The following is a 12,816-nucleotide window of genomic DNA, read 5'->3' as shown; positions in this document are numbered from 1 at the left end:
AATTAGTTAACACTATCAACACTTATTTCTTCACTCTATCTAAAGCTCAAGCTTTGTACAAAAACTTTATCAAAGTCTTCATAGTTTGAAAGTTCAATAATATCAACCTTTTTAACTACTGTCTCCATTTCCTTCCTATAAGACTTATTTAATAAAAATATTTGCCCTCCAGATTTTGAAGTATTTCCGACAAAGTCAATTTTGTCTTCAAGTTCTAAGGGTAGTAGACCTATATTTATTAAACTTTTTGCTCTGAGGTGGTAGCCAAAAGACCCTGCAATCAGTACTTTGTCTACTTTATTAGCCGTAATGTCTTTACTCCTCAGTAAAAATTCTATTCCAGCCCTAACTGCACCTTTTGCAAGCTGTACTTGCCTTATATCCTTTTGTGATAAGTAAACTTTATCAGTTATTTTAAATACCGTTTTGCCTTCATGTTTAACTATCTTTTCCTTCAATAGAGGTTTCACTTCTTCTTTATCTGTATCAACAAACTTACCATTTTTCTTAATTACTCCATGTTTAACAAGCTCACCAACAATGTCTAAAAGTCCACTTCCACAAATTCCAATTGCTTTGTCATCACCAATTGTTTTGACAGTTATGTTTCCGTCATCTTCTATATTGAAAAACTCTATAGCACCATTAGACGCCCTCATGCCATGAGTTATATTCATTCCTTCAAAGGCGGGGCCTGCAGCAGTGGAGGCCGCTGATAATTCTCCGTCTAAACTTAGAACCATCTCACCATTTGTCCCAATATCCACAAAAAGTGTAACACCATCTTTTTCATATAATTTAGCTGCAAGGATACCTGATGTTATGTCTGATCCAACATAAGCAGAAATTATAGGTGGAAGATATATTAGTCCAAAAGGGGAAATATTAAAGTCATGATGCAACGCTTCAACATGGTTCCCGCCAAAAATTTTAGGAGTATAAGGATACCTACCAAGCGAACTAGGGTTTATATTTGTTGCTAGATGTAACATACAAGTGTTTCCGCTTAGAATAACCTCATAGATATTTTCATTGGCTATACCTGCATTTTTACTTATTTCACTTATCATATTTTTAATTTCACGAGTAACACCACTATACATGGTATTTAAGCCCTTTTTCTCAGATGCAAACTTTATTCTCGACAAAACATCCTGTGCATGAATTGCTTGTGGATTTAGACAAGAAGTTGAACTAATTTCCACTCCATTAAATAAATCTATAAGAGAAGCAACCATGGTAGTTGTACCAATATCAACTACAACACCAAAATTCTTATTTTCCGTATTATTTGCTTCAATTCCAATAATTTGTTCCCCTGAATATACTCTCGTTACGCCTTCATCATCAAAATACTTCTTTTTAATTATAGGGTTAATTTTAAATTCAAAACTTTTGCCATGATTTAGAATTTTTAAGCTTTCATTTTGTTCCTTACGAGTTACCTCAACTAAAACATCCCCTATAACTTTTGTAGCACAGGATAATACAAATCCTGCCGTCTCTTCTTCTTTGGATAAATGATGTACTCCATTTGAAATTACATTCTTTATTGAGATGTTATCAAGCTTTACCTTGCATTTACCACAGGTTACAGCTGCATTACAAGGGGACTCTATTACTACCCCTGCAAGTCGCGCTGCTTGAAGAATTGTAGTTCCAACTTCAACACTAATTGTTATATTATCCGGAACAAATTTTACCTGCACCATTATTTTACACTTCCTTCCCTAACTGTTTTCGTAAAAGTATATATATTTTCAAGAGACGAAGAAGTACTTAACCCACATGCAGGAGATATAATATTTATACCATCTCGCAAAAGCTTCTCAGTTTGACTGGCAACTTTCTCTGTAGAACCAAATTCTAATAGGTAGGTACTTAAATTCCCCATAGTAGTAAGAGACGGGTACTCTTCTTTAAGAATACGCAAATTCACTAGTGAATCTGTGCTTATAGCATTGCATTTTATATTGGGCAACAGATTTTTTACAGCATTTAATTTACCACAAATATGAACTATAACAGGTACATTCAAAGAATGAATACCATTGATAAGCTTATTTAAATATCTTACAGCATATTCTTCAAACATTTTAGGTCCAAGTATTTCTCCAGTTGCTGTAGGATCTGCAATGGATATAACAGTAACTCCGTTATCAATCATAAGTTTTGCATACTCTATTAAAAAATCTGTTACATAATCAATAACTTTATGTGATCCTTCTTTATTCTTTCTTAACTCCTTCAAAAATGTCATTGGGTCAACCATAGAGGCAGCAGTACTTATAGGTCCAGTCAAACTGCCAATTACAGGCACGTCATCATTTTGCTTTGATATATAATAAACTGCCTGAATAATGGTATCAACACGTCCGTTTTTAAGAATTTCACTTATATTTTTAAATTCTACATTTGAAACGGAAGAAAATACTTCTGTAATAATTTTAGGTTCACAGGCAAGTGTTCCAAAATCTACTTTACTTCCAAGAACCTCAGCTTCTACAGTCATACAAAATGGAATCCCCAAGTTTTCAAAGCCTGTATGAGTATGAACATCCTTTGAAAGCAAGCACATAAGCTTACCATCCTTATGTGCCTGAGGCAAAGTATGCCCGGTTTTTTTCATTACATCTATTATAGCCGCATTCATCATTCCCCCTGGGCAAATAACAGGAGGCCTATCTACTTTTTCTTTATTTAAAACTCTTAGCAATCTTTCTTTTTGAGTAAGTACTTCCATTTTTAACCCTCTTTTCTTTTTAATTTTAAAAAGTAATTAGACTACAATTGAAGCAGCAACTAATTTCCTTGCCAGTCTTACAGCTTCTGCTGCATTTACCGAATACCCGTCTGCTCCAATTCTATCCGCAAACCCTTGTGAAATTGGACCTCCACCTATCATAATCTTAAATTTATCCCTGATATTTTGCTTGTCTAAAATTCTTATAACTTCTGCCATGTTATCCATAGTTGTAGTCATTAAAGTTGAAAGTGCTATTATATTTGCATTTTCCTCTTTCGCTCTTTCTACAAATATTGAAGGTGGAACGTCTCTTCCAAGATCAATAACATCAAAGCCTGAAGTCTCAAGCATAATCTTTACAAGATTTTTCCCTATATCATGAGTATCTCCCTCAACTACACCTATAATAACCTTGTGTTTCACTTCATTTTTATCTATTTTTATATGTGGTTTTAAAATATCAAGTCCTGCATACATTGCATCGGAACACATTAAAAGCTCTGGAATAAAATATTCTTCTTCCTCAAAAAGCTCTCCTGCTCTTTCCATACCTGCTGATAATCCTTTATCAATTGCTTCAAATGCATCATACTTCTGCGCAATTACCTCTTTTGAAATAGCTATTGCTACATCTTCATCCATATCAACCACTGATTCCGCTAGTTTCTTAAATAATATTTCTTTATTATCTGACATTTTATACCCTCCATTTTTAGTGCATTATTTTATACCAATATTAAAATCATCCTCTTTAACAATACCCCCGGGACTTATATTTATAAATTTATCATTGTCCCATGGACCTTTTACAATCTGTTCAATAAAAGTATCACTTCCTTTAATTGTGTCATGACTTAGGCTAAGCAGTTTTGCTATTTCTTCGGATTGTTCAATATCAGCCTTTTCGCTGCAACAACCGGTTTTAATAAACAATATCTGGTTATAACCTTCATACATTCTTGAGAGGACTTTTAGAGCTTTCTTTTCACCATATTTATCTTTAATACGATTGTGCTCAGCAAGTATTGATTTCTCTGAGTTCATATAACCACAAGATAAATAAAAGGTACCTGTTTTCTTTTCATAAATACCTTGATTTAATTTACCTGAATCAAGAAAAATTGAAATACAATCGTGTACTTTAGGTATTGTTAGAGTGCAATGGGTGGGCACCAAACCCTTAGCTGCCCCACCGCACAAGCCGAAAGCTAAAATAATTCTCGAATACCCTGTTGATCTTTCAATTATGCACTGCAATTCTTTCCTAAGTTTTTCAGGATAAAGATGTAGATTCATAGATATAAACTCAAATTCAACATCAAGTACTGGCGTTATAGAAAGCAACTCTTTTTTCATAACCTCACAAGCAATAATTTTCATAGTCATATAAATCCCCCCTTATCTAAAAAGTTCAGGATCAAATGGATATTTGCCGTATTTCCTAGCTGCAGCACGTAAGGAAAGAATATTTTCAGGCGGAGTATCTATTGGCAAACCACAACCTAAAGCAAGTATATATCCCTTTGGACTGTCATAAGCTTTTCTAAGACAATCCTTTGCTTCTCTTTCAACATCTTGAGGAGTACCCAAATACATGGTGGCCGTAGGCTTCACATTGCCTACAAGGACTACTCTGTGACCTATAACCTTTTTTGCTTCTTTTAAATCTATAGTTTCATCAAGACTTAAAGCGCCTGCCCCGGCATCTGCCATAAGTGTCCAAATCTTTGTTGTATTTCCGCAAATGTGTAGGGAAGGAGCACTTTTACCAGAACTGATAATTGCATCAATAACTTCTTTTAAATATGGCAAAGTAAATTTTGCAAACATGTCCTTACTTATTAAAGCCCCTGAAGCAGTTGGTTCATCAATTTCTATGCTCACATCACGCTTAGCCACTTCCTTAATAAACGCAATAGTTGTATCTGTTACAAGTCTAAGAATCCTATGTGCAAATTCTGGATTTTTTCTTAAATCTCGTAAGAAATTTACTGTACCTCTAAGATTTCCTGCAGTTGTAAAAGGTCCTGGAATTCCAACAGAAACTGGTATTTCTTTTCCTAACTTATCTACAAGAGCTTCAGCAGTCTGTAAAATAAAGGGAAACCTACCGGACTTTTGAGGATCTGTCAAGGAAATCTTGTCCAAATCCGAAAAGTTCTTTATTGCGTAATCTGCAACATAAGGAGCCCCATGGTCAGGGAAAACAAGTTTACTTCCCAATGCTTCTGCGATTCCTCCAAGGCCTGGCCCGATAATGGTTGACTCAATGGCATATTTTTCATTTGCTGCAATTTGTCCCTGTAAAAATTTTTCTACTGAAAAATGAAGTTCAGACACCTTTACATTTATAAGATTTGCAGCATGATCACCAATACTAGGTCCACATTGAATTCTATCGTAAGACTTACCTTTTGCTATTGCTTCCGCTCTTTCTTTTGGAGTCATTTCATCTTTTAAATTTTGCCTATTCATATTTTCATTTCCTTTCTTGATTTATTTGTTTAAAATATAAATAAAAAGGTCAAAACAGCTTCTATAATTTAGAAATAATTTCATCCTCCAGTTTTCTGGTGAACCTCATTAAATTTTTTTATAATACCTATATGTTTAATGGGTATTATATTAGTAATATACTACTTTGTCAACTTTTTGTGACTCAAACCTTTGAGAATGTAGATTGCAATATAAAATGTCCGGAAATTAAAAGAAAAATATAATGTTGGGGTATCGTCAGCAAAAATGTTATTTCGTACGCTAAGGAAAGTGTAGTTACATAAATGTAATTATTTCACTTGCTGAATTCATAGATCAGATTATTTTTATAAATCTCAAGTTTTAAATTCTTATGTACGAATGTAATCTTTTAAGCAAAACCTTACATTCATAAAAGCAACATAAAGCGTTGATATATAAAGGTTTATATCAAATTAAACTAACGCCTTTTCCCTTATTGTATATTTGAATGTATTGTTTTATCTGATATATTATAAATGGAGTACATTGATTTTGTGTTCTCAGGGACACTTTTTAGGAGTGAATTTATGATAGTAATAACCACTCACTTGATGAATAATATTGATTGTTTAGGACATCATAAATTTAATTTATATTGAAATTGACATCTTAAAGATTTAAATTGTTAAACTAAGCACTTTACAGCCTTAATCATTACATTGTAAATATATTTTAAAACATTAATTATTTTACTCCGCAGTCAAAGGCTGATCCACAGCATATTTTCTCCTTCATTCTTCATACTAAAACCTGATGTGGCACAAGCTCTTTCACTACTCTAGGTCACAAATGAAGCTTTGGACAATCCTACTCACTGCCCAAAAGTAAACTAATCTATTAAAGTACCTAAGCATTCATCATTCTATTTAATCTTAGTAGCAGTCAGTAAACTTGTCTAAAGCAAATGAAATTATTTCCCCTTCCCCCAAGGGAAACAGATCCTACTGCACTACAGCAGGATCTGTTTTTTTGTTTTCAACCTACTATGGGTATATGTAGTAACGGAACCAAAAACGGCTATAAGCATGTAAATAAATGGATTTGAAATTCAAGAATACATTGCTTATAGCATCATATATATTTGATAATGCTTTAGGATGGAGATGTTATTGGGGTAGAAACCGCAAAGCGTAACTTCGCCCGGTTAAGCATATATTCCCAAGACGCTGATGCAATAAAACAGTTATTAAATATATGGGGTATTGAGACGATTCGTGAAAAAAACAGCCATAAGACAGTATTCTCCATTTTTGATGAACTATAAATCAAAAACGGAACTACTATTTCGTGGCTGTTATGATGTAAAGTATGAAGAATGGGACACAACTAATGCGTAAGACTTACGTATTTTATTAAATTCTATAACCTATAAATTATTAAAACTAAATTTTAGTTAATTGGTACACAAATTTCACAAAAATGGTTTTTAACCATTTCAGTTTTATACCTTTCAAGAATAGGTCTTGCCTCATCCAGTTGATACCCTTTCTTGAATAATTCCGGAAAAATTGCAAGCCACGCTTTTTGAACTTCTTCAGCTGTATGTCTTATTTTAAAAACTGCATATTTTCCTCCAAGAATGTTACCATCACTAATATAATCATCACTAATGCAATAATCATTTGAAATAACGAGACCTGTGTCATAACGACAATTTTCAGGTTCTACTATTTTAGGGTTATCATGGGCAATTCCTAGTATGATAGATTGCTCATTAAGCAGTCCATTAGACTTAGCCCATTTCTTTAATTTTTCCATTACTTTAATATTATTCTGCCCATAAGATCCAACCTGCCTTATATAAGCAATTCTATAAAATGAAGTTTTTTCAATTTCTATATTCATAATTCTTCCTTTCTTTATAAAGTACATCGATGTCTATAAACATCATATAATGCTTTAAAATAGAAAACAAGACATTTTTTTAAATTACTAAATTACCACTTACATGTGTTTATTAATACTTTATATGACGCATTAATTTATCAATTTGACGTAACTTTTAGGAATATTATACCCATTATCGGAGTAATGTTAAATTACTTTCAAAGGTCTCATGTTATCTACTAAATCATAATCAGAATTATCGCCATTTTTATCTCTCGCTTAGTTAGTGTTATCAATACTATAATTCTACTTTAACTAACTTGTTTTGAGCAAAAAAATAAGAGCTTTATCATTTAGTGATTAAATCCTTGGTATATCAATGATTTACACTGATGTTATATACTTTTTTGAGGTAGAACTTTTACATATTAATTCTAACTCGCAATATTCAAATAATAATATCCAACTGTAAATAACTGGCTTTGCGGTTACTACCCCTCTTACAGGAATACTTGAGGAATATAAAAAATATAAAGTTGAAGTGGAACAGTATAAAAGTCACTTGCAGATACTCAATCTAAAAATATGGAGTTATTAGTTAGCATTAAATACAAATTTTTACTGTTAGTAATTTAGGAAAAGACATTGAGAAGGTTGTTAACGGGTTGAATGAGAGTCAAGAGCAATTAGGTTTTTTTGCAATCATAAGTTCATCACATGCTTACGTATTTAATAATAATTATAAAATTATAAAATCGGGTTATAGTAGAAATTATAATAAGAATTTTGCATCGGCCACTGCATGTATTTACGGTAGGCCTGCAGGTACTTTTTGGTATGGTTTGAGTGCAAATTATTTTATGGATAGTTACTATGGTAATTTTGATGGAACTATTAAGTCGCCTAACATGACATGGTAAGAATATGAAGGATAGATTTTAAAAGCTATCCTTTTATTTTTACTGGAATGTTTTTTCGTATAGTATGTTATTTTCTTTATCCAAAATATAAATATGTTGTAAATCTAATTTGCCTGAAGAATTTGTTATGATTACACCTTTCTTTCTATCATCACTTTGGCTATTTTCAGTTCTGAAAATTTAGAATTTCAAAAAAATAAATTTATAGTAGAGGTCACAAACTCGTCCATTTACCAGCATCCTACAAATTTTAAAAAAGTAATTAGTCTTCGTGTTTTCCTTCTTGGATATCGAAATATTATTATAGTATATATATTTTATAAAACCTTATTATAATAATTATTATATTTTATAGCTACTAGTAGTATAGGGAATTTGGAAGGACAAGGTCTGGGCACGTATACCGTCACCCAAAAAGAGAACAAGCTTCAGCATAAGACTCTCTAAGCTTCCCAGTGTTTTCGTCCCTCAAACCATGGTAAACTAAGAGCTACTAATGATAAAGCTAGTCCTTTTTTGGGTACCCGACGGCGTGCATCGATTCTAGTTAAATTAATGACATGAAGATTAGAATTAGAAGTGGTAAAGGAAATAAAGAGAGATATACTTTATTATCAGAAAGAAATTTAGAATTATTAAGCGTATACTGGCGTGGTTTAGGAAGAAAGAATTACTCTATGCTCCGAAACTTAAGTTATTATTATCTTGATTTTACTATATTTTTATCCATATATATTTCATAAATTCTGTTATCAGTGGGTTCCTGTTTTTCTAATTAATCAACTTCAAAAGCAGGGTAATTCATGTTAATCAACACGAATCACCCTGCTAGGTATATCTTTTATAAAACTTGATAATTATTTTTATCAGTTCCTGTATGTGATCTCCTATCTTGTCTTTCATGATATTTACCTAGTCCAAATCTTTCATCCAAACTTAAATATCCTGTTACTCTTTAAATTCCACTTATAGGATTATTATAATTCAATCGGTACATCTTTTTCTTATATATATTCTTGTTTCTACTCTATTATAAAATTATCATTGTCTATTTTTTATTATTTTATCTTTTAAATATTGTATTTCTGATATGCTACCAGGGTTTTTACTTTACTATGGAGAGTTTGCTAATATTAATTTTATTCCATCCTTATAATTACTATCTTATCAGCTATTAGTGCTCCATCAGAACTTTCTCCCCAAACATCTAACTTGTCGCCCTTTTTCATATCATCTATAGAAGTTGATTTTATAGACCTTACTTCTCCTGCTGAAGTTATAACTTTAATAATATAATTTGTATCATCCTGTACTTTTATTTTCACCTTATTATCGGATGAAACGGAAATAGTAGACTCCCCACTTTCGAAATTATCTATACGGTTAATTGTTATTACATCATTTTCATACTCTTTAAAGCAACCTTCTATATGAGACTTCGCTTCTGGAATTTGAATATCATCTTTTGATTTATTGTCTGTAGTCTTCTTATTTCTTTTATCCTCTGTATGACTTATAGTAGACCCTTCTTGATTTATGATTGGTTTTTGTATAACAATTATTTCCGCTACTATCTTACCCTCTACCTTTTTCCCCCAAATAGATAAAGTAGAATTTTTTTCTATACTACTTACTGAGTCCGTATATTCATTATATTCAGTAGTCATTTTATTTTTTTTACTTTCCATTGTATTTAGATATATCTTTGTATCTTCATTAACTTTTACATTTAATTTTTCCATTAATGAAGTGTCTACATTGCTATCTACAATCATACCATCATACATATTTATAATATTAGCATCATAACTAATAAAAGCTCCTATATAATCGACCCTTGATTCTGGTATAACATCTCCTCCGATTACTTCGTGCTCAAATTTTGTTATTCCAATCATATTTCCGAATTCAGCCTTTGCAACTGTAAATCCACTTACTAAAAATAAAACTGTTAGTGTTATTGTACCTATACATATTTTTTTATTAGTTACTAATATTTTAGTAACTACTTTATAACACAAATATCCTATTACTCCACCTAATGTATTTAAAATAATATCATCAATATCAGAACTCCCTATTGCTAATACATATTGTAAAGACTCAAGCACTAAGCTAAATACAAATGACATACATGCTACCGGCAATATACTCTTAGCCTTTTTTAAGATTAAAGGTAATAAATATCCTAGTGGAATAAATATTATTATGTTACCAAATAAATTAGATATAGCCCATGCCCATCCCAGACTGGATGCATTTTCAAAGAAATCAACCCATAGCTTAAATGGAATTAAATTTAAGCGTCTTAAACTAGCTGCTCTTGTTGAAAATATATGTATAGATCCAGGATATTTAAATACAACTATCTTAAATATTATTGCAATATATGCTACAAAAATACATATAATTATAAATTTTGATATACTCTTATACTTTGACTTCTGCTCCACTCTAATCACTCTCACTTATAATTTGTTGTTTATTTTTTAACCAACTGATATTGTACAGTCTTTCATTTCTACATCAACCTGTCTTATATTATCTACTATAAAACTCTCTTCATATGATTCTGATTGAATCCTATACAATCTATAATATATACCCTTATCTCTAATAAGCTCTTCATGACATCCTATTTCTACAACTTCCCCTTGCTCTATAACAATAATTTTATCAGCCATCTTTGCTGTTGAGAACCTATGTGAAACTATAATACTATTTGTATCTTTTATAAGCTCTTTAAAATTATTAAATAGTTCATATTCACCCTGTGCATCTAACGAGGCTGTCGGTTCATCTTTCTTAAAGTTGTTTTCCGCATTAATAATTCCCCCTTATTTAACATTAACTTCAAATAATAATACCATGGTAACCATAATAATACAATTTTATAAAAATACTTACAACCATTTACAAAATTTGAGATTAAATGCATAGCCAATATATTCAATAAATAAAAAAAGTGCCATGAGTGGCTTGCCGGTTTAGTTGGCGGTACCCCTAAAACCCCGAAAAATTATATTGTGTTAAATTGGAATATATAGGAATTATAGCGATAAGTGATCACTTATTTGAATAGTGGTTTGAGTCGCAATTTGGCAAGACAGCATTTATGGTTTTATAAGAATGATTCGCTTATTGTACAAGGAGATGTTGTTACTGGTGGTGTTAGCAATCATCATCAAACACCGACATGGGTTTGGAAATTAAAATATAAACAAAGAAATTTTATATTAAATAGTCCGGGTTATAGTGTGCCTGCATCGGTTTTTATGACTTTTAATGATGGAATTGAAATGCATGATCTAGGTTCTAGACCTTTATTTGGCGGAAGTGTATATTGGGCAAATGGTTCTCGTGGTTCTATAAATTGTACACCTAGTTTAGCAAAAACTATATTTAATAATATTGACGCTAATACTCCTATTATTTGTTATAATGACTGATTTAATAATGTATTAATCAATTTCTTATTTAGATAGAGCAATATGGATTAATAGAAAAAATCATCTAATCTTCTTAAATGGGTGTTTTGACCTTTTTTTCCTACAAACTCATCAAACCTTTTACGTTCTTCCGTATCAATCCTAATTCCTAATACTGTACATTTCTCATCTGCCATTATAAAAATACCTCACGTTTAATTGTGTTAATACAATTAAACGTAGTATAAAGTCACTATGTTATAAGTAAATTGCCACCAATAAGATTAATGGTGGCAATTTATTTAATATTATGGAATGTACAGTTTAGAAGCAGGATATTTTATAGTAAAGTATACCTCTTATTTCTTTATTCAATTTTACCTTTTAAAAATATAGGTTATATCAGTCTCTGTTGGTGTGTTATTTATTATTAGCAATAACGTTAGCTTCATTTTCTTTTTTATCCATTTCTAAAATCATATTTTTAAATTTTTCCGCCGCTTCCTCTTTTTCTTTTAATAAATTAGTAATTTTCTCATTAAAGCTTTCTTGTAATTCCTGTGTTTTGATTTGTTGCCCCTCTTTTAATTTTAAAAGTTCTTTGTCCATTTCAAAGATTGTTCTTTCCCGCTGCATTTCAACATCTTGCTTAGCTTTAATTTGCAGCTCATCTATTTTATTTTTGTTTATTTGGTTTAATTGATCTATCTGTTTTATTAATTTATCTTGTTCATCCTTTTTACTTAACAATTCATTCTTAAGTTGCATATTTTCATTCAATGATTTATCAAGGGATGTTTTAAGCTCTATAATCTCATCTTCGAATTTAATGTATTTTTCATTGGTATTAGCTAGGCTTAATATTTTTTCTTCCTGCATATTATTAAGGGTTTTTAAGTTCTTAATATTTTCTTGTAATTCTTTAGTTATATGCTTTGCATCAGATAGGTCTTTTCCCAATGAGCTTATTTTTTTGTTGTCTTCTTTTAATAATGTAATTTCTCCTTTTAGTTTTTCATTTTCCTTATTATTGTCTATTAACTCATTTCTATGGATATTTTTTACCTCTAAGGCTTTAATATTATTTCTTTCTACTATGTTTATGTATATATCTGCCATTCTACTGGTTATTGTTTGTAATTCTTTTATATCTTCGGACATAGTACTGTCCCCTTCTCTTGCTCTATTTAATTCGTAATACTTAACTACTTGCTCCATCAATTCCTTATTATTTATTCCTTCACTCTGAGCTAACTCGTTAAATTTTTGTTTTAATTCATCACTGATTCTTACGCTTAATATTGCATCCATTTCGTACTTCCTCTCTTAGGCCTGTATTTTCTATAATATATAGAATAAATTTAATTATTTTCATAAC

At 31.0% G+C, this 12,816-nt stretch carries 12 protein-coding genes; 2 read left to right on the top strand and 10 right to left on the bottom strand.

Features of this window, described 5'->3' with window-relative positions; all coding sequences use genetic code 11:
- Nucleotides 1-35 precede the first annotated feature (35 nt).
- From ACWJJ2_RS03765 to ACWJJ2_RS03740, 6 genes are all read right to left on the bottom strand, one after another.
- Nucleotides 36-1,712 (bottom strand): ASKHA domain-containing protein, encoded by a 1,677-nt coding sequence (locus ACWJJ2_RS03765; RefSeq protein WP_462953846.1) that lies wholly within the window; start codon nucleotides 1,710-1,712, stop codon nucleotides 36-38.
- The gene (locus ACWJJ2_RS03760) at nucleotides 1,712-2,743 is read right to left on the bottom strand and encodes an MtaA/CmuA family methyltransferase (protein ID WP_216303493.1); all 1,032 of its coding nucleotides are present in this window, start codon (nucleotides 2,741-2,743) and stop codon (nucleotides 1,712-1,714) included. Before ACWJJ2_RS03760 ends, ACWJJ2_RS03765 begins: the two co-directional genes overlap by 1 nt.
- A 36-nt stretch (nucleotides 2,744-2,779) precedes the next feature.
- Nucleotides 2,780-3,442: a corrinoid protein gene (locus tag ACWJJ2_RS03755; protein ID WP_216303492.1), complete on the bottom strand. Its 663-nt coding sequence runs from the start codon at nucleotides 3,440-3,442 to the stop codon at nucleotides 2,780-2,782.
- Between the two features lie 24 nt (nucleotides 3,443-3,466).
- Nucleotides 3,467-4,132, bottom strand: a complete 666-nt coding sequence (locus ACWJJ2_RS03750; RefSeq protein WP_462953845.1) for a DUF1638 domain-containing protein — start codon at nucleotides 4,130-4,132, stop codon at nucleotides 3,467-3,469.
- 12 nt (nucleotides 4,133-4,144) lie between these two features.
- A complete protein-coding gene (locus tag ACWJJ2_RS03745; protein WP_462953844.1) occupies nucleotides 4,145-5,221 on the bottom strand; it encodes a uroporphyrinogen decarboxylase family protein in 1,077 nt (358 codons plus the stop codon).
- Between the two features lie 1,431 nt (nucleotides 5,222-6,652).
- Complete coding sequence (locus ACWJJ2_RS03740) at nucleotides 6,653-7,108, bottom strand: AraC family transcriptional regulator (RefSeq protein WP_216303489.1); 456 nt, start codon at nucleotides 7,106-7,108, stop codon at nucleotides 6,653-6,655.
- Nucleotides 7,109-7,755: 647 nt separating this feature from the next.
- On the opposite strand from ACWJJ2_RS03740, the gene ACWJJ2_RS03735 reads away from it, so the two are divergent.
- The gene (locus tag ACWJJ2_RS03735; RefSeq protein WP_216303488.1) at nucleotides 7,756-8,010 is read left to right on the top strand and encodes a hypothetical protein; all 255 of its coding nucleotides are present in this window, start codon (nucleotides 7,756-7,758) and stop codon (nucleotides 8,008-8,010) included.
- A gap of 1,139 nt (nucleotides 8,011-9,149) precedes the next feature.
- Here the strand turns inward: ACWJJ2_RS03735 and ACWJJ2_RS03730 are convergent.
- Both ACWJJ2_RS03730 and ACWJJ2_RS03725 read right to left on the bottom strand, forming a co-directional pair.
- Nucleotides 9,150-10,478: a VanZ family protein gene (locus ACWJJ2_RS03730; RefSeq protein ID WP_462953843.1), complete on the bottom strand. Its 1,329-nt coding sequence runs from the start codon at nucleotides 10,476-10,478 to the stop codon at nucleotides 9,150-9,152.
- 21 nt (nucleotides 10,479-10,499) lie between these two features.
- On the bottom strand, nucleotides 10,500-10,694 hold the full coding sequence (locus ACWJJ2_RS03725) for a hypothetical protein (RefSeq protein ID WP_216303486.1): 195 nt from the start codon (nucleotides 10,692-10,694) through the stop codon (nucleotides 10,500-10,502).
- A gap of 414 nt (nucleotides 10,695-11,108) precedes the next feature.
- On the opposite strand from ACWJJ2_RS03725, the gene ACWJJ2_RS03720 reads away from it, so the two are divergent.
- The gene (locus ACWJJ2_RS03720; protein ID WP_462953842.1) at nucleotides 11,109-11,459 is read left to right on the top strand and encodes a L,D-transpeptidase; all 351 of its coding nucleotides are present in this window, start codon (nucleotides 11,109-11,111) and stop codon (nucleotides 11,457-11,459) included.
- A gap of 47 nt (nucleotides 11,460-11,506) precedes the next feature.
- Here ACWJJ2_RS03720 and ACWJJ2_RS03715 read toward each other — a convergent pair whose 3' ends face one another.
- Both ACWJJ2_RS03715 and ACWJJ2_RS03710 read right to left on the bottom strand, forming a co-directional pair.
- Entirely contained in the window at nucleotides 11,507-11,635 is a 129-nt protein-coding gene (locus ACWJJ2_RS03715) for a hypothetical protein (protein ID WP_258876400.1), read from the bottom strand.
- Between the two features lie 223 nt (nucleotides 11,636-11,858).
- A complete protein-coding gene (locus tag ACWJJ2_RS03710) occupies nucleotides 11,859-12,749 on the bottom strand; it encodes a hypothetical protein (protein WP_220287226.1) in 891 nt (296 codons plus the stop codon).
- Nucleotides 12,750-12,816 lie beyond the last annotated feature (67 nt).

It is taken from the genome of Clostridium sp. CM039 (genome assembly GCF_055081075.1).
The sequence above is the reverse complement of the archived record's forward strand: the minus strand, read 5'-3'. Positions and strand labels throughout refer to the sequence as shown.

Coding starts and splice junctions, on each gene's coding strand:
- ACWJJ2_RS03765 (WP_462953846.1), bottom strand. CDS start 1,712: ATGGTGCAGGTAAAATTTGTTCCGGATAATATAACAATTAGTGTTGAA.
- ACWJJ2_RS03760 (WP_216303493.1), bottom strand. CDS start 2,743: ATGGAAGTACTTACTCAAAAAGAAAGATTGCTAAGAGTTTTAAATAAA.
- ACWJJ2_RS03755 (WP_216303492.1), bottom strand. CDS start 3,442: ATGTCAGATAATAAAGAAATATTATTTAAGAAACTAGCGGAATCAGTG.
- ACWJJ2_RS03750 (WP_462953845.1), bottom strand. CDS start 4,132: ATGACTATGAAAATTATTGCTTGTGAGGTTATGAAAAAAGAGTTGCTT.
- ACWJJ2_RS03745 (WP_462953844.1), bottom strand. CDS start 5,221: ATGAATAGGCAAAATTTAAAAGATGAAATGACTCCAAAAGAAAGAGCG.
- ACWJJ2_RS03740 (WP_216303489.1), bottom strand. CDS start 7,108: ATGAATATAGAAATTGAAAAAACTTCATTTTATAGAATTGCTTATATA.
- ACWJJ2_RS03725 (WP_216303486.1), bottom strand. CDS start 10,694: ATGGCTGATAAAATTATTGTTATAGAGCAAGGGGAAGTTGTAGAAATA.
- ACWJJ2_RS03715 (WP_258876400.1), bottom strand. CDS start 11,635: ATGGCAGATGAGAAATGTACAGTATTAGGAATTAGGATTGATACGGAA.
- ACWJJ2_RS03710 (WP_220287226.1), bottom strand. CDS start 12,749: ATGGATGCAATATTAAGCGTAAGAATCAGTGATGAATTAAAACAAAAA.